This window comes from Dorea phocaeensis (assembly GCF_900240315.1).
GTDB classification, from domain to species: Bacteria; Bacillota; Clostridia; order Lachnospirales; family Lachnospiraceae; genus Dorea_B; species Dorea_B phocaeensis.
Genome location: NZ_OEPZ01000001.1, coordinates 718,175 through 740,521 on the forward strand (window position 1 = coordinate 718,175; position 22,347 = coordinate 740,521).

The window sequence follows — 22,347 nt, forward strand, 5'->3', positions numbered from 1 at the left end:
TCATTCTTCATTTTATCGATTTGTTTTTCGTCTTTTTCGATACGCACCAATAAAGGCAATACCGGAAGCAATTAATACTAACGTCCAAAGTGTCATGTTTGTGCTATCTCCTGTCTTAGGAGTTTTATCATTTACAGATGTATTTGGCACAACTGGTTTGTTTGGTTCACTTGGAACTACTAGTGTATCTTTGGCTTTTACAGTTACTTTGATTGTTTTCACTGATGAAGCGCCTTGACTATCTGTCACTTTATAAGTAACTTCATAAACACCAACTTTCGTATTGTCTACTTCATTTTTAATGACATTTTCGATGGTCAATGGAATATCGCCATCTTCCTCATCGGTTGCAGTTACATCTTTTAGTGGATCAAAGTTATCTCCTACTGTAATTGTTTTATCACTTGCATTGATGGTTGGAACCAGATTGATCACACTTGCATTTCTCTTGAATTCCCATGTACCTGTAAAAGTGATGTTTTTGTTTTCATCCGCATTAGTTGCGTTTGCTAATTTATTTTCTTCGTCATATCCATTAAATTGCCATGTTCCATCAGATACTTCAACCTCGGTTTTCTCTGGTTGAATAGCGTTGATTGTATCTCCTTCAAAATACATTTTAGAATCTTCTGGTAATAAAGAAGTCACTTCAGATGGCAGTGTTTTTCCAGATGTTCCACTTTCAAATGAATAAAGAACTTGGTATTCATCTTTTTGGGCTACCTGCCACATATCGTAATCTGATTTATCTTCTGTGTTTGCATCTGCAAGCTTCTTAAAATATAAACCATTTGTTTTTGCATTTTCATTTGCTAATTCAAAGGTATTTTCACTTACCTTTAATGCATTGATATAATTCTGTCCAACAATCGGCTCACCTTCTTTTGAAGTGTCTTTTTTATCAACAAGAGTTACTGCCGTTTTTCCTGTTGCTGTCCCCAAAATTTCTAAAGGTATCGTTTCATCAGGATAGTTTTCATCGCCTGTAAAAGCGAATAGATTTAATTTACTTGAAGCAGCATTATAATTTCCATATATACTAGTTGGGACAAACACACTCCATGTACTATTTGCAATTTCAGCATTACCATAGATTCTATTTATAAAGGCATGTTCATTAAATATATATGTATCATCACTGCTTGTTACAGCGATTTTATCATGCGGATTATCATCTTTATATCCATAGCCAAATGCAGCATAGTCATTCATTACAATTTTGGAATTTGATGTGTTTGTTGCACTTGTAATATATAGATAACCATTTGCAACCCATGTGCCATGATCCATATTCAAAGCACCTTTTGCATATGCTTGTTTATTGGTTGTCAATTTAGCATTTGTATTAATGTTTACATCATAAACTGTTCCAAATGCGTTCTTATTCTCATTTCCTAAGATTACATCTGAATCGTTTATTACATTTACAGTTTTGAAATAACCCACAATCGGAATAGAAGTACTTGCTTTATCCAAATTCAATACCGACTTATCACCAGCGCTGTTTTCTGTGACTTTTTGTCCCCATACCCCGTCTGTAAGCAATGTAAATTTAGGTTGTCCTGTAATATTAACGGTTGTATTTCCTTTTGTTGTACCAATACTACAATTAATTTGAGAAACTTGACCACCATCCATGTTGATTGTTGCGTTTTTCTCTATTGTACCGTCACTGATAGGATAGATATAACTGGTATTATCTTTGTCTCTTAATTCTGCATTTGTTGCATTAATAATAACATTCCCTTTCACAAGAGAGCCACTTACCATGGACTCATCCACACCGGTAATATCTTCCAAATGAGAGCCGTGGACATTGATGATCACATCTCCACCGACCACTGCGGAGTCTGCGCCCACAATCCCCGGTGGGTCATAGTCAGGCGTTCCGTTCCTATCCCATCCCCAAACATTTTCATAGGTGTCAATCGTTACATTGCCTTTCACCTGAAATAGACGACCGGAATTATTGATTTGCTCTCCGGCACCAGTAATATCCCAGTTATGACCAACGCGACAAATACGATCTGAGTCTTCGTACGCGGGATCACCGCCGATTATATGGATATTACCGTCCACAATAGACTGGTCGGCGTCTTCACGCATACCATTGATCCCATTAAAATAACCAGATTTAACCTGTACGGTTACATTCCCTTTAACGTGAGAATTATATGCACCGATCACATTCTGTGGTTTTGTATCCTTCGCTGGACTATCAAGAATCAATGTTACATTTCCGCCTACATAAAGCGGTCCGCCACCAGGCTTGTCTCCACCGTAAGCAGTTGCTTTATTCGTAGCCGCCAGATAATTTCCGCCTTCATTATTACCATAACTAATATTACCCGCAAGCTCTACATAAATGTCGCCTTCTACAGCCCCCTTGTAACTTCCGCCAATAACAACATTCTCTAAATCAGCAGTATTAATCTTACCTGTACCATTGATTTTGACATAAACGCTTGCGACTGTCTTTTTATTTCCGCCACCGTAAAGTGTACCAGAAATAGTAAATTCGCAATTCTCGGTAAAAATCGTTCTATGTCCACTACAATACAACGTTCCAGCAGAAGCCTTTACATTGTCTAATGTAATATCACCTACTAATTCACTTCCAAGAGTAAGTGCATATTTTTGACCTTCTGTACTTTTTACAATAATGGATTTATCCGCAACACCAACAAATTTTACATTACTTCCAATATTAGCACTTAAAACAATTGTTGCTTCTGTCTCTTGATTATTTTTAATTTCTTCTAATGCATTCTGCAATTCATCCGCACTAGAAACTTCATAAGTAGTTCCGTTAGAAATTGGATTTTCCTCTGAAGCTGGTAAAACTTCTTCATCCGTTTTCTTTTCCTCTAATCCAGATACTTCAACAGGAATTGTTTCTTCCTGTGATGTTCCATCCATCAAATAATTTACCTTGAAATCATATGTTCCATTTTCAGACGCAGCATAAGTAATAACTGATAAATCTTCTGCTTTCTTTGTACCATCCGGCAATGTTACATTCTCTAACTGAATGATTTCTGTATCTGCAAACTTTATAGAAATAGTTGCTTCTGTTTTGTCTTCATTAACTTCTTGCAAGACCTCATATTGAAGTGGAGAAGCAGCTGTTTCTTGCGCGAATACAGTCTGAGGTATCAAACCTAATACCATAACCAATGTAAGAAACCATGCAGTTATCTTCTTAGCCAGGTTCATTCGCATTCCCTCCTTATTCATTTTTGAACCAAAATACATATTAAGAGATAAATGAAATGGTAAGAAAAGCAGACTTTTTATCCCATGAAATAATAAGACTAATTTCTAAGGGAAACTACATAGATATCTGTTTTTCTCTGTATTTATATGTGTAAACAGTAAATACCGTTCATATTATCTCAATCTATAATTTTAACACCGCTGATAACAAAAGTCTACTTTTTATCCCATGAAAACCTAGTACTTTCAACACTTTTTTCGTATTTATTTATCCAGTTGGAAAAAGTATTATGATTTGTATTTAATAATCTTGCTCCTTTGCGTTTACTAATTTTATTTTCTTTCCATAATTGATAGATTTCTTCAAATTCTTTTGGAACCGGAATCGGTGGACGCCCCAGTCGTATGCCTTTTTCTTTTGCAATTCGTATCCCCTCTGCTTGCCGCTGTCTGGTATTTTCCCGTTCTACCTGTGCGACATAAGAGAGTATTTGCAATACCAAATCAGCTATAAACTTTCCTGTAATCCCATTCACTTGATTTCTAGTATCCAAAAGCGGAAAATCTAATACGATAATATCAATATTTACCTTTTTTGTAAGATAACGCCATTGTTCCTGAATTTCGTCATAATCTCGTCCCAAACGATCGATAGAATTGTTTATCTATAAACATCTCTTTTTCTAAAATCCCAATACTCTGCATTGCTTCTACTTGTCTTGCAATATTCTGATCTTTGCTTGAAACTCGAATATAAGCGTATTTTTTCATTATAATTCCTCCTTAATATTAAAGTATAAGAGAAATTATAATTTTCTTATCGCTTAGAAAATGAAAACCTCATAAACAAAAGCATCTACTTCATTTTAAAATTTTCGGATTAATAGCCAAAGAACAAGTCCAGCCCATCCGCAATTCCTTTTACCATCTGCGCCTGATACTCTGGCGTCTGCATTTTCTGATCTTCCTCTGGATTCGTCATATATCCCATCTCCACAATGGTAGTCGGAACCTGGCTCCAGTTATTTCCACTCATGGTATCCGTCTCCCACACTCCGTCATTCTCGCATCCGGCAGCTTCACAAAACTTCCCGATCACACAGTCTGAAAGTCTTCTACTTTCTCCATAAAGCCCCGGTACATAAGGATTCTGCGGTGTGATGCAGATCGTCATAGCTCCAACCGCGCTCTGATTTTCCGCCCCGTTTGCATGGATCCTGACATATGCGTCTGCTCCCGCCTGATTTGCCACATCCGCTCGCTGCACACAGCTTACCGGCACATCGTTTGACTCCCTTGTCATAAGAACTGTATATCCTCGAAGCTTTAGCTCTTCCCTAAGCTTTAGAGAAACCGACAGCGTCAGCTCGTACTCCGGCACCCCAGTTCTGACTCCCACCGTTCCGGAGGCATCTGCTGCCTTCTGCTCTAAAGAGCCCGGTCCAAGCGGCTCTGTTCCGGCTGCCACCACCTTTGAATGCCCCGGATCAATGACGACCGTCTGCGGTCTCTGCTCTGGTTTCTGTGGTTCTTGTTCCAGTTCTTCTGCCATTTCTTTTTCTTCCTCAGCGTCCTGCGTGTCCTGCTCTTTTTCCAGCATCTCCTGCTGTTCCTGAGACTTTTTTGATGCGTCCTGCTTTTCTTTTTCCTTCTCGCCGCCACATCCCGTCAATAATATTCCAAACAAAAGCGCCGCACATACCAGCGTCCTCATATTTCTTTGTGTCCTCATTGCATTTGCCCCCTATCTTCTATCTTCTATCTTCTTTATTCCTTTTATTTTACCGCAGCAAAACCTCTTTTGTCAGCCAGGAATCCACATGTTGCGCAAAAGATTTGTAATTCTGGAATCATTCTGTTAAAATAAAGGTTAAAAATGAACATCAAACAGGAGGAATCATCATGAGTAAAATTGAAGAAGTAAGAAGCGCCATGGTTGCCGCTATGAAGGCAAAAGACAAAGAAACCAAAGAAACCTTATCCGCCCTTCTGGCAGCGCTGAAGAATAAAGCAATTGACAAACGCGCCGACCTCACAGAGGAAGAAGAGGTTCAGGTTATTATGAAGGAAATCAAACAGACGAAGGAAACATTGGAAATGACACCAGAGGATCGTACCGATATTCTGGAGGAATGCCAAAAACGACTGGCTGTTCTGGAGCAGTACGCACCGAAAATGATGGATGAAACAGAAATCCGATCCGTCATCGATGCAACACTTACTGAGCTTTCCATCGATACTCCAACTGCAAAAGACAAGGGTCGTATTATGAAGGTTCTGATGCCAAAAGTAAAAGGAAAAGCGGACGGAAAACTGGTTAACGAGACTTTGATGTCTTACCTGAACTAGAATTTCTATTTATTGCAATGTACAAAACCCCCGGCAGAAAAATCTGCCGGGGGTTTTATCTCTTTACTCCTGAACACTATCCTTACTTTTGTCTATTGTCCTTCTGCCACATCATCTGTCTGCACCTGGTCAGCATATGGATCTGTCTCCATCATTTTCATGGTTACCTTCAGATCATTAAAGTCAATTTTTCTCCACACATTCTTATGCACTTCAATCTCTGCTTCTTTTCTCCATTTCTTGCAGGTATCGGTGTAAAGTTCATTTTTTCTTTCCTCTACAATACTCTGCTTCTTGCTGTCGGTAGCCGCCTGATCAAAAAGACTGGTTACCTTTGCGACATAACAGCCATCCTCCGTCTCAACAACGCCTGTTGTCTCTCCTTCTGCCAGTGCATCTGCTTCCTTACAGAGATCTGCCGTCGGAACGGTTGCCTCTTTATCAAAAGTGGCCGTGCTTACTTCCAGACTCTGCTCGCCCGCAAAAGTCTCAAAGTCCGCAGCCTTTACTCCTTCTGCAAAGCTTTCTGCCTGCGCTTTCATTGCAGCCTTTTCATCATCAGAAAGTTCCGTTGTATTGCCTTCCTCATCCTTATTCTTGTAAGAAAAGAATACATACTGCATGCTCTTTTGTGCCGCCTCTTCATCAGCGACTTCCGTGTCTGCTCCTGCCTTGATAGCTCCGGCCATCTTTTCTCTGATTGCCATAAGTGTAAGCACACGCTCTACCGTCTTTGTATCTGCCCCAGAGACTTTCTCCTTCTCTTCCAGCCCGTTTACCTCATCAAAATCTGCTGCTGCTTTCTTAATTACTGCCTTCTCTTCGTCAGTAAGCGTTACGTCATACTCTTTCATATGCGCTTCCAAGAGAATCATATCTTCCAAATCTTTCTGAACGGAATCCTTAACTGACTCCTCATAAGTCTTGCCTTTCTCGGCTTCGGAATTCCACATATCTTCTCCCAGAATTTCGGCATAATAAGTCTCGTACTGCGCCTGTGTATATCTGGCATAGAAATTAGCTACTCCTGCCGTTACTTCTTCTTTTTCCACAGTCAGTGCTACATCGCTGTCTTTGATTGCGCTGCTGCATCCGGTGAGCGTTCCGATCATCAAGCCGCCCGCCAATGTCAGTGCAAGGAATCTTTTTTTCATGTCTTTTTATGTCCTCCTTCGTACCCGTTAACTGTTTTATTATATCCTGTTTTTACTATTCAATCAATGCTTTCAAACCATTTAACACTTTTTTCACGACTTCCAGACTGTCTTCCGGCTTTTCTTTTCGATTTCGAATCTTCTTCTCATAGATGAAACTTGGATTTTCCGCATCAGCCCGAAAAGCCAGCGTTCCCTTAAAGTTCGCGATCAGCTCCGGAATCTTCTGCGGCTGCACCTTTGCCTTCTCATACATGGTGAAGGTATAGATCTGTCCTTTCTGTTCTACAGACGTTACATAAAGCCTGCGCGCCTGCGCTTTTAAGCTTGCCACCGTCAAAAGCTTCTCCACCTTTTTCGGAATATCTCCAAACCGATCAATCAGCTCTTCGATCATATCTTCTTTCTCTTCCTCATTCTCAATAGCCGCAATCCTCTTATAAATATCCAGCTTCTGATACTCATTGGCAATATAAGAATCCGGAATATACGCATCCACATTCAAATCCATCGTCGTAGCAAAAGTCTCTTCTTCTATTTCTCCTTTCAGCAGCTTTACCGCCTCATTGAGCATCTTACAATACATATCGTATCCAACCGCTTCCATATGCCCATGCTGCTCTGCCCCCAGAAGATTTCCGGCGCCGCGAATTTCAAGATCTCGCATGGCAATCTTAAAACCAGATCCCAAATCGGTAAATTCCCGAATTGCCGCCAGGCGCTTTTCTGCCACTTCCTTTAACATTTTATCTCGTCGGTATAACAAGAACGCATACGCCATCCGATTCGATCTTCCAACTCGGCCTCTTAATTGATAAAGCTGCGACAATCCCAGCCTGTCTGCATCATGGATAATCATCGTATTTGCATTGGAAATATCAAGTCCCGTCTCAATAATGGTCGTAGAAACCAGAACATCGATCTCGCCGTTCATAAAGTCATACATAATCCGTTCCAGCTGATGTTCCTTCATCTGTCCATGCGCGAATTCTACGGTCAGCTCAGGAACCAGCTTCTTGATATGTGCAGTAACCTCCGCAATATCTTCCACTCGATTATAAACATAATATACCTGACCCTGCCTTGCGCATTCCCGCTCAACCGCTTCCCGAACCATCTCGTCATTATATTCCATAATGTAAGTCTGAATCGGCAGCCGATCATTTGGTGCCTCCTCCAGCACACTCATATCCCGGATGCCAATCAAGCTCATGTGAAGTGTTCTCGGAATCGGCGTCGCCGTCAACGTCAGCACATCAACATTTTCCTTTAACTTTTTGATCTTCTCTTTATGCTGCACGCCAAATCGCTGCTCTTCGTCAATAATCAAAAGTCCCAGATCTTTAAATTTGATATCGGATCCCAATACCCGATGAGTTCCAATCACAATATCCACCAGACCACGTTTCAGGTCTTCTACCGTCTTTTTCTGCTGAGCAGGTGTCCGAAACCGGCACATCAGATCAATCCGCACCGGGAAATCCTTCATTCTCTGAACAAAGGTATTATAATGCTGCTGAGCCAGAATCGTTGTCGGTACCAGATAAACGACCTGTTTATCCTCCTGCACCGCCTTAAATGCTGCCCGAATAGCAATCTCTGTCTTCCCATATCCGACATCTCCGCAGATCAGACGGTCCATAATCTTGCTGCTCTGCATATCCTGCTTCACCGCTTCGATCGCCATCATCTGATCCTCCGTCTCCTCAAACGGGAACATCTCTTCAAACTCCCGCTGCCAGACGGTATCTTCCCCGTAGACAAATCCTTCCTGCTCCTGCCTTGCGGCATAAAGTTTTACCAGATCTTTGGCAATCTCCCTTACCGCTCCACGCACACGGCTCTTGGTCTTATTCCATTCCTGGGTTCCCAACTTATTTAACTTCGGTTTCTTCGCATCGGCGCTGGCATACTTCTGAATCAAGTCAAGCTGAGTTGCCGGAATATAAAGATTCCCGCCCTGTGCATAGGAGATCTTCATATAATCCTTGGAGATCTTATCCACTTCAATCTTCTCAATCCCTTGATAAATCCCCAGCCCGTGGTTCTCATGAACCACATAGTCCCCCGGCTTTAACTCTGCAAAACTTGCAATCTTCTGTCCTTCGTACTTTTTTCTCTTCTTCTTTTTCCTAATCTTTCCAAAGATATCCGTCTCCGAGATTACGGTAAACTTCAGCATTGGGTACTCATACCCTTCTGCCACATGCCCATACGCCGTCATAATTTCCTGCGGCTTCACTTCACGATCCATATCTTCGCTGTAAAAACTGCTCAGGTTATAATCTCTTAGATCTTCCGCTAGACGTTTGGCACGCGTCCTTGAACCGGATAAGAGCACCACCCGGTATCCTTCTCTCTTATAGCGCTTCAAATCCTGTGTCAACATCTCAAAACTACTGCTATACGGATTGACACTTCTTGCCTGGAGCCCATAAGTACCGCGCATCACCAATTCTTTGCATCGAATATCCAGCGCAAAAAAGCCGATACTGCTGTAGGTATTTATTTTTTTCAAAATCTCTGCCGCCTGATAGAGACGAACCTCTCCTTCTTTCATCTCATACCCGGCTTCCACCCGTTTCTTCTGAGCTTCCATAAACTCTTCTTCTACGCCGCGGCCTTTTTCCACCAGGCGAACCGGCTCATTTAAAAAGAGAATCGTCTCCTCTTTCGGGAAATAATCCAGAAACGAAACCGCCGTTTCCTCTTCCCTCGGAAATTCCTCTGCCGGACAGATACACACCTCTTCTAAATTTTCTATCGATCTTTGGGTCTCTGGATCAAACGTACGAATGGAATCAATCTCTTCCCCCCACAGTTCGATTCTCACCGGCTGCTCTTCTGTCAGCGGATAGACGTCCAGAATTCCGCCTCTGACCGCAAACTGTCCCGGTCCTTCAATCTGCACCTCCCGGTCATACCCCAGATCTGCAAGTTTTCGTGCAAGCGCATCTAAATCCAGTGTATCGTCCTGTTTGATTCGAATCATCCGTCCTGCAATGACATCTCTTGGAAGCAATGCATCCATAAATGCATCAAAACTTGTCACCACCGTCAGACTTTCTCCTGCCACCACCGACTGCAGCACTTCCATCCGCTCGCGAACCAGTTCTTTACTTCTTAAATCAGCCTGATAAAAAAGAAGATCCTTCGCCGGATAAAAATAAGTCTGCGGATCCAGAAAACGATATTCTTCATAGACCTGTTTTGCCTTCGACTCACCGGCACAAACCACGACTTTATAACGGATATTCTCGCTCAGGGCATACATCATGTGAGTTTTCTGAGAATTTACACACCCCGTTACCCGAAGCATCCCCGGTTCCTTCTTTCGTTCTCTATATAATTCTTCGTATTCTGCCAGTTCCTTAAGCGGCGCAATCAAAGCCTGCATATTTACGTCTCCTTTGGCGTTACTTTTCGGTTATATTCATTCATTGCCTCATCTATACGACCGGTCAGCATCAATTCTACCGCCCGCATTGCATTGTGATAGCCTTCCTCCATTTGCTCCTTTTCACCTTTTGAGAAGTGCCCGAGCACATAGTCTGCGAGATCATATTTCTTTGGTTTCTCTCCTACGCCCACCTTGATCCGTGGAAATATCTGCGTTCCCAGATGTGCAATAATATTTTTTATTCCATTGTGGCCGCCGGCGCTTCCTTTCTTCCGAATCCGGAGCTGTCCCACATCCAGACTCACATCATCATAAATTACTACCAGCTCATTCTCCGGATCAATCTTATAATAATCCACTAACCCACGAATACTCTCTCCACTCAAATTCATATACGTCTGCGGTTTTACCAGAATCACCTTCTGGCCTTCGATCATTCCTTTTCCGATGAATGCCCTGCTTTTCCTTACATCCACCGATATATTATATTGCTTTGCAATGACATCTATCACATCAAATCCTACATTGTGGCGTGTTCCTTCATACTGCGCCGTCGGATTTCCAAGTCCTGCTATTATATACATCTTTCTCACCTTCCGTTCTCGTTTTCCTTTCCATTCTACAGGATGGTACGCCTTTTGTCACGCAAAAGAAACGAATAATCCTCCTGCTTCTCACATACATTATAGAAAGCAGAACATATCATATCACATACAGGAGGTCTCTTATGAGTTCCAGAACAAAAATTATCGTATTGCATATGAAGGAGATCATCTACACAGCGGTGTTTGCGGTACTTGGCATTGTACTGATTCTGCTGCTTCTGTTCATGTTCCTTCCCGAACGGGAGAAACACACAGACAAAGAAGCAAAATATACACCTGGGAGCTATACTTCCACCGTTACCCTCGGCAGCAATGCTCTGGAGGTAGAGGTCTCCGTTGATGAATCCCGTATTCATTCTATTCGTTTTTCCAATCTAAACGAATCCGTATCTGCCATGTACCCGCTGATTCAGCCCACTCTGGAAGAACTTGCCGAGCAGATCTACGCCAAACAGTCTCTGGAGAATCTTGAATACTCCTCTGACAGTCCATACACGGCACAGATCATTACTGACGCCATACGGAAAGCATTAAAAAAAGCCGAAACCACCAAATAGTTTCGGCTTTTCTCTTATCCTTCTACGATCAGGTATCTTCCTCCCGGAAGTGCGAACACCTCAGATGCCTCTTCGATCTCTTCCATAGACATTCCGTCTATATCAAGACCCTCTTCTTCCAGAAATTCTTTCACCTCGTCCAGGCTCTCCACCACTGTCGCCATACAGTCTTCCAGGAAAGCTTCTGCTTCCTCCAGTGTCTCTGCCACCGGTTCATCGAATAATTTGGACTGGTCTCTTAAGAACGTCTTCAGACACTCTTCATCATACTCATACATGTTCCTTGTTCCTCCCTTATCACATATTCCTCACTTTATACGAACTGCAACAGTTCCTCCGGTCTGTCAATGATTCTCTCTGCTCCGGCTTCCAAAAGCTCTTTACGCTCCCTGAATCCCCAGGATACGGCAACTGTTGAAACCTGCGCACGGTGTCCCGTCTCAACATCCACCTCGGAATCCCCAATATAAAGACATTCCTCTTTCTTTACTTCCAGCGCTTCCGCTGCCTGGTACACGCCTTCCGGATCCGGCTTTCTCTTAACGCCTTCCTTCTGACCCTGCACAAAATCGAACACACCGTCTCCAAAGATCTCCCGAACCACCTTATCTGCCTGCTTATCTGGCTTATTAGACAGCACTGCAGTCTTGATTCCCCGATCTTTTAAGTTCTTAAGGGTACTGACAATTCCTTCATAAGGTGTTACATGATATGTACAATTCGCGTCAAATATACGTCCATATATCCGCATTCCTTCTTCCAGGCGCTCACACGGATCTGCTCCGGCAGCCTGAAGCGAGAGCTCCATCAGCCGTCTCGCTCCATTCCCCACAAAACTTTTACACTGTTCCTTCGTAATCTTTTGAAGTCCCATCTCCTCTAACGTTAACTGCACCGAATATGCCAGGGACTCCAGCGTATCCGTCAGTGTTCCATCCAGGTCAAATATACAAGCTTTTATCATGACATCTCCTCCATGCAATTATGATAGTATGCACGTATCAAAAATGCAAGAGAAGATTATAGAATTTTATAAGAAACTCTGTCTCTATAAAATCTGTTACCCTTCCAGATACTGCCGCATCACCTTCAAGGCATTTTTTTCCAGACGGCTTACCTGCGCCTGCGAAATATGAATCTCATCAGCCACCTCCATCTGTGTTTTCCCTTCAAAAAAGCGAAGGGTAATAATATGACGTTCCCGTTTATTTAACCGATTCATCGCTGCTTCCAGGGACAGATTTTCTATCCATTTCTCCTCTTTATTCTTAGTATCGCTGATCTGATCCATCACGTAAAGAGCATCTCCACCGTCATTGTAAACCGGCTCCTGCAAGCTCATAGGCACCTGAATAGCGTCCAGGGCAAATACAATATCTTCTTTGGAGATTCCAATCTCAGAAGCAATCTCTTGAATGGTCGGCTCTTTCAAATAACGCTTCACATAATTTTCTTTTGCATAAATCGCCTTATATGCCGTATCCCGCAGTGACCGGCTGACCCGGATAGAATTGTTATCCCTCATATATCTACGGATCTCTCCAACGATCATGGGAACCGCATAGGTCGAAAATTTCACATCCAGCTCTGTATTGAAGTTATTGATCGCCTTAATAAGCCCAATACAGCCAATCTGGAACAGATCGTCAGGATTTTCATTGCTGGCGCCAAACCGTTTGATTACGCTTAATACCAGGCGCAAATTCCCCTTGATATACGTTTCCTTCGCTTCCTCATCGCCAGCCTTAATCCGGACAAACAGCGCTTCCTTTTCTTCTTCCTTCAAGACAGGCAGTCTTGACGTATTGACTCCGCAAATCTCTACTTTTCCCTGTGCCATAAATAAAACCCTCCTACCAGATCCATCGATGTTGTCTAGTAGGAAGGTTCTCCAGATGCTTCTATGTTATTCTGTTTCCCGTGAAAATAAAAAAAGTTTTAGGACTTGACAAACTGCGCATGATAAAGGTCTGCATAAAATCCGTTACGTTCCAATAATTCTCTGTGGTTCCCCTGTTCAATAATCGCACCGTCCTTCATCACCAGAATCTGATCTGCCTCCTGAATGGTAGAAAGACGGTGTGCCACCACAAACGAAGTTCTTCCTTCCATCATATGTGCAAACGCATTCTGAATTTTCAGTTCTGTTCTGGTATCAATGGACGATGTTGCCTCATCAAGAATCAACATCGACGGAAGACAAAGCATCACACGCGCAATACACAAAAGCTGCTTCTGCCCCTGAGACAATATGCTGCCATCCTCTCCCAGCACCGTATCATATCCATTTGGAAGCCGGTTGATAAAACCGTCGCAATAGGCTTCTTTTGCCGCCTTTATAATCTCTTCTCTGGATGCATTCGGGCGTCCGTAAGCAATATTTTCCCAAACGGTGGCAGATTTCAGCCACGTCTCCTGCAGCACCATTCCAAAACTGGCTCGAACGCTGTTTCTCGTCAATTCATCCTGCCGGATTCCATCCAGACGGATCTCTCCCTCATCTACATCATAGAACCGCATCAGAAGATTGATAAGCGTCGATTTTCCACATCCTGTCGGACCCACAATCGCAATTCTCTGCCCTGGCTTCACATGAAGATTCAAATCCTGAATCAGCGGCCGCTCTGGTGTATAGGAAAAAGAGACATGTTCCAGATCTACGTATCCTTCCACATTCTCAAGTTCCCGAACCGTCTCTTTCTCTTCTGGAATCGTCGGCTCGTCAATCAGCGCAAAAACCCGCTCTGCAGACACCAGCGAATTCTGAAGTTCCGTCACCACCCCGGAAATTTCATTGAAAGGTTTCGTATACTGATTGGCATAGTTCAAAAAGCTGGTCAACTGCCCCACAGTAATGGCTCCCCGAATAGCCAGCAGTGCTCCAATGACTCCCACCGCCGCATAGACAATGGAATTTACAAACCGGGTGGATGGATTTACAATCGATGAAAAGAAAGTCGCCTTCATGGAATATCCCGCCAGATTCTCGTTTAATTTCTCGAACCGTTCCCCCGCTTCCTTCTCCTGAGAAAACGCTTTTACCACCTTTAGATTTTCAATCATCTCATCTGTAAACGAAGTCATCTCTCCCCGCGTGCGGGACTGATGCTGGAACATCGAAAAGGTCTTTTTCGCAATAAACCGTGCCACAAAAAAAGAAAGAGGCGTTACCGCTACTACAACTGCGGTAATAACCGGATGAATTCCCAGCATGAACAACAATGTGCCGCCAAGGGTCATAACACCGGTGAACAGCTGTGTAAATCCCATCAAAAGACCTTCCGAGAACTGATCTGTGTCTGTGATAATCCGACTTACAATATCCCCAGATGGATGGCTGTCAAGATATCCAGACGGAAGCTTCTGCAGCTGTGCAAACGCCCGTACCCGAATATCTTCTGCCACATAGTATGTTACCTGATTATTAATATGGTTTTTCAGCCATTGAAGGATCGCAATTAGAATCGTCAAAATCCCAATTTTTTTAAGAATCTGCAAAAGTTCCTTAAACTCTACTGCTTCCGCTCCGATAATCTGATCAACGCCCTGACCAATCAGAATGGGAATATAAAGGGTCGCAGCAACCGACACTGCCGCCAACAGAATGGACAAAATTACACGCCCCCGGTACCTGGCAATATACTTCAGAATTCTCCGGATCGTTTGGTTTCTCTTACCGTCCATCTTTCGACACCTCCTCTCCCAGCTGCGACTGGCAGATTTCCCGATAGACACCACATTCTGCCAATAGGCTTTCATGTGTTCCCACCCCTGCAAGCGCACCTTCCTCCAATACCAAGATCTGATCTGCATATCGAACTGCCGATACCCTCTGAGATACCAGGAACACCAAACGCTCTTTATTCTGTTCATTTAAGGACTTCCGAAGCGCTGCATCGGTAGCATAATCAAGCGCGGAAGAAGCGTCATCCAGAATCAGAATCTGCGGTTCCTTCACAAGCGCCCTTGCTATGGTTAGGCGCTGCTTCTGACCTCCGCTTAGATTCCTTCCATTCTGTTCAATTCTAAGATCCAGTCCCTCCTTCTTTTGTTCTACAAATTCTGCTGCCTGCGCAATTTGAAGCGCTTCTTTTAGCTTTGCATCCTTTGCATCCTTCTTTCCCCACTTCAAGTTATCCCGAAGGGTTCCCTGAAAAAGTACCGGATTCTGAGGAACAACTCCTATCATCGCCCGAAGCGCCGCAACATCCATCTGCCAAATCGGAACGCCGTCAATGCGGATCTCTCCCTGCCGGACATCATAAAACCTTGGAATCAGATTGATAAGTGTCGTCTTTCCACTTCCGGTTCCTCCGATAATCCCAATCGTCTGTCCTCTTTCTGCCGAAAATGTCAAATGACTTAAACTTGTACTTTGACTTCCCGGATAAATGAAACTAACATCGTCAAATTCCAGAAAGCCCTTCTTAGCATTTGCGCCTTCTTGTCTCTTCCGGTCCCCCTCCAGATTGGACTCCTCCTTTAAACCTACTGCCTTCTGCTGCTCTGACTCCAATTCAAACACAGCGTTCACTCTTGACAGACAAGCGGACGCCTTCGTCATAAGAATAATCAGATCTGCCAGCTTCATCAGCTCTGCCAAAATCTGCAGCATATAATTCACCAGCGCAACCACTTGTCCCTGCGTCAGACTTCCGGCATCTACGCGGATTCCTCCTGTATAGAGGAGGCCCATCACCGCCAGATTCACTACAATGTACGTCAATGGATTTAAAAGCGCCGAGATCTTTCCTACGAAAACCTGAAAAGCAGCCAGTCGATCCTGCTCCCTCTGAAATTCTTCTTGTTCCTGGCTCTGCCGGTTAAATGCACGGATGACTCTGGCTCCAAGAAGATTCTCTCTGGTCATCAACACCACCCGATCCAATTGCCTCTGCACTTTTTTATAAAGCGGCATGGAACAGAGCATAATAGAAAACACGATGATCGAAAGAACCGGAATCGCCACCGCAAACAGAATCGCCGCCTTCCCATCCACAGTAAACGCCATCGCCATCGCTCCAAAAACAATGAACGGTGAACGCATAAACAGGCGCAGAAACATATTAATTCCATTCTGCACCTGATTGATGTCCGACGTCATCCTTGTAATCAATGTCGAGGTTCCCGACTCGTCAATCTCCGCATAACCAAGACTTAGAATTTTCTGAAACAAATCCCGCCGAAGTCCCGTTCCCACATGAATGGCAACCCGCGCCGCAAAATACTGCGCGGTGATCGAGCACACCAGCCCGATCACCGCTAACAAAAGCAAAACTCCTGCCATTTTTAATACATACGCGGAATCCTCTTCTCGAATTCCGTGATCAATCATGCCTGCAACCACCAGTGGAACCAACAGTTCCAAACATGCCTCCAGGCATTTAAACAGAGGTGCCGTCACCGTCCTTACTTTATAACCTTGAAAATATTTCCCTAAACGCTTCATTTGTTCTTACTCTCGATCCCACTTCTCCGTCAAATTCTGAATCTGGCTTTCTAACTTTGCCAAGTCTTTATTCGCCAGCCCTTCCTGCTTGTAAACCACCTCAAGGAGCCGCTTGGCAGCTGCAACCACACGGTTAAAGGCATGGTCTGCCCGAATTTTAACCGGTTTTTCTGCCGCCTTCTTCGGCATTTTTATACCTTCCGTTACAATCTCGCCCGTTGCCAGATCTACACATCCTCCAGAATACGGCGCAAAGGCCGGACATCCGATCGTTTCCTCTACCAGACCTGCAAAATGATCCGTCACGGTATCTTCTCCATGTACCACAATCACACGATCCGGTTTTTGTTCAAAGCCTTTCAGCCAATCAAGGAGTCCCTTCTGATCCGCATGTCCGCTAATTCCTTTCAAGACTTCAATTTTGGCATTCACGGTAATACTGTCCCCGAAAAGCTTCACCGACTCCGCCCCTTCAATCAACTTGCGTCCCAGCGTTCCAACCGCCTGGTATCCCACAAAACAAACCGTACACTCCGAACGCCACAGATTGTGTTTCAAATGGTGCCTGATTCTTCCCGCTTCACACATGCCGGATGCCGAAATAATCACCTTCGGCTTCTCGTCAAAGTTGATCAGCTTCGACTCCTCACTGGTAATCGTCGTCTTAAGACCCGGAAAAATCAGCGGGTTGATTCCCTGTTCTACTAAGGCCATCGCCTCTTCATCAAAACAGGATTTCACATTTTTATTAAAAACATTCGTTGCTTCAATTGCTAACGGGCTGTCTACATAAACCTCAAATCCCCGAAATTCCGGCAACAGATCTCTCTCTTTGATCTCCCGGATAAAATACAAAAGCTCCTGCGTCCTTCCTACCGCAAAAGACGGAATCACCACATTCCCGCCGCGGAAAAATGTCTCTCGAAGAATCCGCGTAAATTCTCCCACATAATCCGGCCGTTCCTCTCCGTGCGTGCGGTCTCCATAAGTGGATTCAATCACCACATAATCCGCCTCCGACACTTTCCCCGGATCCCGGATAATCGGTTGATTGGTATTTCCCACATCTCCTGAGAACACAATCTTCTTCGTTATGTCCCCTTCTGTTACCCACACTTCAATGCAGGCAGATCCAAGCAGATGACCGATATCGTGAAATTCCACTTCAATGCCTTCACACAGTGTAATCCTCTGCTCATAATCACAGGGAGCCAGAAGCTTAATCGCCGCATCTGCATCCGCCATCGTATACACCGGCTCATACAGTTCGCCTCCGCTTCGTCTCGCCTTTCGATTCCGCCATTCTGCCTCAAATTCCTGAATATGCGCACTGTCACGGAGCATAATATTACAGAGATCTGCCGTAGCAAATGTAGTTACCACTTCTCCCACAAATCCCTGCTTGCAGAGCAGCGGAATATTTCCGGAGTGGTCAATATGCGCATGGGTCAAAAGAATGTAGTCAATATCTCCCGCAGTAACCGGAAGCTGCTGATTCTCATAGAGATCCGGTCCCTGCTCCATTCCGCAGTCGATCAGGATATTCTTTCCACATGCTTCCAGCAGATGACAGCTTCCTGTCACTTCGTGAGCTGCACCATAAAAATTAAGTCTCATATACCCAACCCCTTTTTCTTTTCATTGTAACACCTTTTTCTCATTGTTTCTATGAATACTTTACGATCTCACGTTTTAATCTCTGCATAATCTTTTTTTCCAGTCTTGAAATATAAGACTGCGAAATCCCCAGAAGATCCGCCACCTCTTTTTGCGTCTTCTCTTCTCCGTCCGGCATCCCAAGTCCAAACCGCATCTTAATAATCGTTCGTTCTCTTCCTGACAGCCTCCCGATTGCTCGAAGCAATACTTTCTTCTCTGCTTCCTGCTCTAAATCCCGGTAAATCGTATCCTCCTCCGTTCCCAGAATATCCGACAGCAGAAGTTCATTCCCATCCCAATCCACATTCAGTGGCTCATCGATGGATACCTCCAGCTTCGTCTTATTGTTTCTTCTAAGATACATCAAAATCTCATTTTCAATACAGCGCGACGCATATGTGGCAAGCTTGATATTCTTCTCCGGATTAAACGTATTAATTGCTTTTATTAACCCAATCGTACCAATAGAAATCAAATCCTCTACCCCAACCCCTGTATTATCAAACTTTTTCGCTATGTATACCACCAGCCTCAAATTATGTTCAATCAAAATTTTTTTAGCCAGTTCATCCTCTTCTGATCCCAAATGGCTGATCGCTGTCGCTTCTTCTTCCGCGTTCAAAGGCGCCGGCAAAATATCCGCTCCCCCGATATAGTGAATATCCTTCTTATCCGGGAAAAGAAGCGTCCTAAGATCCGGAACAACTTTGAATTTGAATTGATGAGGTACCGCTACTTTAATTACCATAATTATACTCCTCCTGTAAATATATCAGGATTCAGAATCATCTGGTAATCATCTCCGCTAAGATTTCCTTCTCCAACAGCGGCCAAAGGGTGCTCGATCCAGCATTTTCTTTCCTCTATCCATATCCCATCCAGTTCAAAAAGCGGCATGACTCCCGCCTCTTTTCCGATAGAATGGTATGGAATATAGCGAAACGGCTCTTCCCCCTGCTCCCAAAGCTTCTCTGCCGTCTCCCTGCTAAGTACCGACACCGGTTTCCCGCTCCAGATATCCGTCAACGTATTTCCGGTATCCACAAGAGCCTTCACCTCACACTCCTTCTCTCCTTTCTTCAGACGGATACGCATCCGATTCCGATTCTGCCGGATCTGGCACACCGCCAAATCCCAGAGAGCAGAGACTACCAAATAGCTAAGCACCGCCAACAGAAAGAACAAGCTTCCCATCCGCAGATAGGGCTGGAGCAGCTCCATCACACCGCCAAGAAAGATTCCGCCGATATGGAGAAATATCCACGCCTTCGCCAGCTCTCTTCCCCGATGAATTCCAAGTCCTGTTATGATCATTACAAGACTAACCGGTATGTACAGAAGAGCATACTTCAAAACCGCAGATGGAATCGGAAGAATTACCACCAAACAAGTAAAAACACTTCCCAGAAACGCCCCAAAGCAACGCCGTCCCATAGAAACCTCTCGCTTCAACATTTTCCCCAAAAGCAAAAGTGTCAGATAATCCATCATAAAGTTTACCGTGAAAAACACATCCAGATACAGTTCCATGCACGCATTCACCTTCTTCCGCCTTCGTTATTCACCGGTCAGTCTGATTGTTAAGCAAGACATATTATACGAGCCGTGGCCGAAAGATTTTGTCAGAAGCTGTTGCCTGTTCGGATTTTCGTTCGACAAATTTTCCCTGCGTTTCCGCAAAAATAAATATTAAAAAAACAGAGTCCATCTGCATCTGCAAATGAACCCTGTTTAAATTTTTAAGTATAATAACTGTTAAAACATTCTTATTTCTTAAAGAAATCCGGAATCTTAATAGACTGCTCTTTCACTCTGCTTGTTGGAGTCTTTGGTGTCTCCAATGTCGGAGCGGTTCCGCCTACCGGTCTTCTAGTGGTCGTTCCCGCACCATTTCTAGGTGATGCCATACCAAGATCCAATCCCGCTGAAGATGCTGTTCTAGTACTTGTCTGTCTTGCCGGAGCAGTTCTCGTAGGCTTTGCTGCTGAAGCATTCTGAGTCTGTCTCTCATAATTCTGAGACGCAGATGCAGATGCATGAGGCATAGAAGACATTCTCGAATTCTCCAATCTAGATTTTAACTTTGAAGCGCTTCCTCCTACATTATGCAGACCTGTCGCAATAACCGTAATCGTAGCTTCATCTGCTCTAGAATCGTCGTACATCGCACCGAAAATAATGTTGGCATCTTCTCCTGCCAGCTCCTGTACATATTCTGCCGCATCTGACGCATCCATCAATGTGATATCACCAGATACATTAATAATAACATGGGATGCTCCTGCAATCGTGGTCTCAAGAAGAGGACTTGCTACAGCCTGCTTCACAGCCTCCAGCGCTTTATCATCACCACGGCCCTGACCGATACCGATATGCGCAATACCTTTGTCCGTCATAACCGTCTGTACGTCAGCAAAGTCAAGGTTAATCAAAGAAGGTACATTAATCAGGTCGGTAATACCCTGAATACCCTGCTGCAGAACCTCATCCGCTTTCTTCAGAGCCTCCGGCATGGTTGTACGTCTGTCCACCACTTCCAAAAGCTTGTCATTTGGAATAACAATCAGTGTATCTACACTCTCTTTTAATTTTTCAATTCCAGCAAGAGCATTATTCATACGGGTCTTGGACTCGAAACGGAACGGCTTTGTTACAACGCCAACCGTCAATGCTCCCTGCTCTTTTGCAATCCGTGCAACGACTGGTGTTGCTCCGGTTCCGGTACCTCCACCCATTCCACAGGTAACGAATACCATGTCTGCACCTTTTAATGCAGCGGAAACTTCTTCTGCACTCTCTTCTGCTGCCTTCTCACCAATCTCTGGTCTTGCTCCTGCTCCCAGTCCTTTGGTAATCTTGTCACCAATCTGCATAAGGGTTGGTGCCTTACATAACTGAAGTGCCTGTTTATCTGTATTAATAGCGATAAATTCAACGCCGGCAATCTGTTCGTCAATCATTCGGTTTACAGCGTTATTTCCACCGCCTCCAACTCCAACAACAATAATTTTTGCCGCCGCTTCTGATTCGTTCGTCTTAATTTCTAGCAAGGGTTTCTCCTCCTTTGTTTCCTCATTATATATTATACATCCCATACATAAGCGCTGAAAAAGTTCAGTTTTGCCATATATAACTATATAATATAGACTTTTGTATAAAAGATCAATAGAATTTATTTATTTTTATTAATTTTCTTGCGGAAATTCCCCTTTATCAAAGGTAATTGTCGTACTTGTCTCCGAATAATTTTCCAAATGCAGGGTTCCTTCTTGATCTCCAAGCTTTTCCAAAATCGGACGAATCTGTGCAATCTGCTCTGGAGTAACCGTTTTCCCCAGACCGACGCAGACATTTCCAATGTAAAGATACAGCTCATGGTTGATGCAGACAATTCGGTCCGACGAAAGCTCATGCTTACTGATCTCCTGTGTAGCGTCCAGAATTTCCTCAAAAATCCTGGTATCCTCCGACTTCAGCTGCCCATAGAGGCTGATCCCTTTTACCTCAATGCCTTCCACCCTCGGAATCCCTTCTATGGCCGCGGTAGACTGGGCAACCACCGTTCCCTCTTTGTCAAAATATGCATACTCCTGCCCATTTTGGACATATCCGATAATCGGCTTTTCCTTCACCTTAATTTCCAGCGCCCAAGGTGCTTTCATATGAATCTTTAAGTTCTCCAGGCAGGGAAGCTTCTCACCTTTTCCCAAAGCGTACTTTCCAAGAATATACAGCGTATTTACAGAATACTTATCATTCTTCACCATATCTACAATTTCCTGATCCGTACTGTACTCATTTCCACTGACTTCTATTTCCTGTACATAGAACAGAATCAATATCCCCAAAGCAAGAATCGCCGCCGCCAAAAGAAGTACTACAAACGCATACAATCGGTGCGTCTTTTTCTTCTTGGTCGTTTTCTCTTCCCGCTGTTCTGTTTTTTTCATTTTCTATA

General features: G+C 43.9%; 19 protein-coding genes. 2 read left to right on the forward strand and 17 right to left on the reverse strand.

Annotation, left to right across the window (positions count from 1 at the left end; all coding sequences use genetic code 11):
• Positions 1-12 precede the first annotated feature (12 nt).
• The 4 genes from C0979_RS03380 to C0979_RS03390 all read right to left on the reverse strand — a co-directional run bounded on the left by C0979_RS03380 (position 13) and on the right by C0979_RS03390 (position 4,948).
• Positions 13-3,216: an SHIRT domain-containing protein gene (locus C0979_RS03380; protein ID WP_159459845.1), complete on the reverse strand. Its 3,204-nt coding sequence runs from the start codon at positions 3,214-3,216 to the stop codon at positions 13-15.
• 215 nt (positions 3,217-3,431) lie between these two features.
• On the reverse strand, positions 3,432-3,860 hold the full coding sequence (locus tag C0979_RS03385) for a recombinase family protein (protein WP_306346029.1): 429 nt from the start codon (positions 3,858-3,860) through the stop codon (positions 3,432-3,434).
• Complete coding sequence (locus C0979_RS12450) at positions 3,844-3,987, reverse strand: recombinase family protein (protein ID WP_306346030.1); 144 nt, start codon at positions 3,985-3,987, stop codon at positions 3,844-3,846. Before C0979_RS12450 ends, C0979_RS03385 begins: the two co-directional genes overlap by 17 nt.
• A 109-nt stretch (positions 3,988-4,096) precedes the next feature.
• Positions 4,097-4,948 (reverse strand): N-acetylmuramoyl-L-alanine amidase, encoded by an 852-nt coding sequence (locus C0979_RS03390; protein ID WP_200816237.1) that lies wholly within the window; start codon positions 4,946-4,948, stop codon positions 4,097-4,099.
• Between the two features lie 170 nt (positions 4,949-5,118).
• On the opposite strand from C0979_RS03390, the gene C0979_RS03395 reads away from it, so the two are divergent.
• Positions 5,119-5,565 (forward strand): GatB/YqeY domain-containing protein, encoded by a 447-nt coding sequence (locus C0979_RS03395; protein WP_101694642.1) that lies wholly within the window; start codon positions 5,119-5,121, stop codon positions 5,563-5,565.
• A 92-nt stretch (positions 5,566-5,657) separates the two neighbouring features.
• Here C0979_RS03395 and C0979_RS03400 read toward each other — a convergent pair whose 3' ends face one another.
• From C0979_RS03400 to pth, 3 genes are read right to left on the reverse strand one after another with little or no spacing between them, the layout of a single operon-like run.
• Complete coding sequence (locus tag C0979_RS03400) at positions 5,658-6,719, reverse strand: peptidylprolyl isomerase (protein ID WP_101694643.1); 1,062 nt, start codon at positions 6,717-6,719, stop codon at positions 5,658-5,660.
• Between the two features lie 55 nt (positions 6,720-6,774).
• A complete protein-coding gene (gene mfd, locus C0979_RS03405; protein ID WP_101694644.1) occupies positions 6,775-10,116 on the reverse strand; it encodes a transcription-repair coupling factor in 3,342 nt (1,113 codons plus the stop codon).
• Positions 10,117-10,118: 2 nt separating this feature from the next.
• A complete protein-coding gene (pth, locus tag C0979_RS03410; protein ID WP_101694645.1) occupies positions 10,119-10,703 on the reverse strand; it encodes an aminoacyl-tRNA hydrolase in 585 nt (194 codons plus the stop codon).
• 143 nt (positions 10,704-10,846) lie between these two features.
• Here pth and C0979_RS03415 point away from each other — a divergent pair, with 143 nt between their 5' ends.
• Positions 10,847-11,281, forward strand: coding sequence for a hypothetical protein (locus tag C0979_RS03415; RefSeq protein ID WP_101694646.1), 435 nt, complete (start codon positions 10,847-10,849; stop codon positions 11,279-11,281).
• 14 nt (positions 11,282-11,295) lie between these two features.
• Here the strand turns inward: C0979_RS03415 and C0979_RS03420 are convergent, their stop codons facing one another.
• From C0979_RS03420 to C0979_RS03465, 10 genes are all read right to left on the reverse strand, one after another.
• The gene (locus C0979_RS03420) at positions 11,296-11,559 is read right to left on the reverse strand and encodes a glyoxalase (RefSeq protein WP_101694647.1); all 264 of its coding nucleotides are present in this window, start codon (positions 11,557-11,559) and stop codon (positions 11,296-11,298) included.
• A 35-nt stretch (positions 11,560-11,594) separates the two neighbouring features.
• Positions 11,595-12,245 (reverse strand): HAD family hydrolase, encoded by a 651-nt coding sequence (locus C0979_RS03425; RefSeq protein WP_101694648.1) that lies wholly within the window; start codon positions 12,243-12,245, stop codon positions 11,595-11,597.
• A 96-nt stretch (positions 12,246-12,341) separates the two neighbouring features.
• Positions 12,342-13,121, reverse strand: coding sequence for an RNA polymerase sporulation sigma factor SigG (gene sigG, locus C0979_RS03430; protein ID WP_101694649.1), 780 nt, complete (start codon positions 13,119-13,121; stop codon positions 12,342-12,344).
• A gap of 98 nt (positions 13,122-13,219) precedes the next feature.
• Positions 13,220-14,965: an ABC transporter ATP-binding protein gene (locus C0979_RS03435; RefSeq protein ID WP_101694650.1), complete on the reverse strand. Its 1,746-nt coding sequence runs from the start codon at positions 14,963-14,965 to the stop codon at positions 13,220-13,222.
• Positions 14,955-16,730, reverse strand: a complete 1,776-nt coding sequence (locus tag C0979_RS03440) for an ABC transporter ATP-binding protein (protein WP_101694651.1) — start codon at positions 16,728-16,730, stop codon at positions 14,955-14,957. The genes C0979_RS03435 and C0979_RS03440 overlap by 11 nt, the downstream gene beginning before the upstream one ends.
• A gap of 6 nt (positions 16,731-16,736) precedes the next feature.
• Complete coding sequence (locus tag C0979_RS03445; protein WP_101694652.1) at positions 16,737-18,347, reverse strand: MBL fold metallo-hydrolase RNA specificity domain-containing protein; 1,611 nt, start codon at positions 18,345-18,347, stop codon at positions 16,737-16,739.
• A 49-nt stretch (positions 18,348-18,396) separates the two neighbouring features.
• Positions 18,397-19,137, reverse strand: coding sequence for an RNA polymerase sporulation sigma factor SigE (gene sigE / locus C0979_RS03450; RefSeq protein ID WP_101694653.1), 741 nt, complete (start codon positions 19,135-19,137; stop codon positions 18,397-18,399).
• Positions 19,138-19,139: 2 nt separating this feature from the next.
• Positions 19,140-19,919, reverse strand: a complete 780-nt coding sequence (locus C0979_RS03455; RefSeq protein WP_101694654.1) for a sigma-E processing peptidase SpoIIGA — start codon at positions 19,917-19,919, stop codon at positions 19,140-19,142.
• 236 nt (positions 19,920-20,155) lie between these two features.
• Complete coding sequence (gene ftsZ / locus C0979_RS03460; RefSeq protein ID WP_101694655.1) at positions 20,156-21,439, reverse strand: cell division protein FtsZ; 1,284 nt, start codon at positions 21,437-21,439, stop codon at positions 20,156-20,158.
• 135 nt (positions 21,440-21,574) lie between these two features.
• Positions 21,575-22,339, reverse strand: a complete 765-nt coding sequence (locus tag C0979_RS03465) for a cell division protein FtsQ/DivIB (protein WP_101694656.1) — start codon at positions 22,337-22,339, stop codon at positions 21,575-21,577.
• Positions 22,340-22,347 lie beyond the last annotated feature (8 nt).

Coding starts and splice junctions, on each gene's coding strand:
- mfd (WP_101694644.1), bottom strand. CDS start 10,116: ATGCAGGCTTTGATTGCGCCGCTTAAGGAACTGGCAGAATACGAAGAA.
- C0979_RS03415 (WP_101694646.1), top strand. CDS start 10,847: ATGAGTTCCAGAACAAAAATTATCGTATTGCATATGAAGGAGATCATC.
- C0979_RS03440 (WP_101694651.1), bottom strand. CDS start 16,730: ATGAAGCGTTTAGGGAAATATTTTCAAGGTTATAAAGTAAGGACGGTG.
- C0979_RS03400 (WP_101694643.1), bottom strand. CDS start 6,719: ATGAAAAAAAGATTCCTTGCACTGACATTGGCGGGCGGCTTGATGATC.
- C0979_RS12450 (WP_306346030.1), bottom strand. CDS start 3,987: ATGAAAAAATACGCTTATATTCGAGTTTCAAGCAAAGATCAGAATATT.
- C0979_RS03455 (WP_101694654.1), bottom strand. CDS start 19,919: ATGGAACTGTATCTGGATGTGTTTTTCACGGTAAACTTTATGATGGAT.
- C0979_RS03390 (WP_200816237.1), bottom strand. CDS start 4,948: ATGAGGACACAAAGAAATATGAGGACGCTGGTATGTGCGGCGCTTTTG.
- C0979_RS03420 (WP_101694647.1), bottom strand. CDS start 11,559: ATGTATGAGTATGATGAAGAGTGTCTGAAGACGTTCTTAAGAGACCAG.
- sigG (WP_101694649.1), bottom strand. CDS start 13,121: ATGGCACAGGGAAAAGTAGAGATTTGCGGAGTCAATACGTCAAGACTG.
- C0979_RS03445 (WP_101694652.1), bottom strand. CDS start 18,347: ATGAGACTTAATTTTTATGGTGCAGCTCACGAAGTGACAGGAAGCTGT.
- C0979_RS03425 (WP_101694648.1), bottom strand. CDS start 12,245: ATGATAAAAGCTTGTATATTTGACCTGGATGGAACACTGACGGATACG.
- C0979_RS03465 (WP_101694656.1), bottom strand. CDS start 22,339: ATGAAAAAAACAGAACAGCGGGAAGAGAAAACGACCAAGAAGAAAAAG.
- C0979_RS03395 (WP_101694642.1), top strand. CDS start 5,119: ATGAGTAAAATTGAAGAAGTAAGAAGCGCCATGGTTGCCGCTATGAAG.
- C0979_RS03435 (WP_101694650.1), bottom strand. CDS start 14,965: ATGGACGGTAAGAGAAACCAAACGATCCGGAGAATTCTGAAGTATATT.
- pth (WP_101694645.1), bottom strand. CDS start 10,703: ATGTATATAATAGCAGGACTTGGAAATCCGACGGCGCAGTATGAAGGA.
- sigE (WP_101694653.1), bottom strand. CDS start 19,137: ATGGTAATTAAAGTAGCGGTACCTCATCAATTCAAATTCAAAGTTGTT.
- C0979_RS03380 (WP_159459845.1), bottom strand. CDS start 3,216: ATGAACCTGGCTAAGAAGATAACTGCATGGTTTCTTACATTGGTTATG.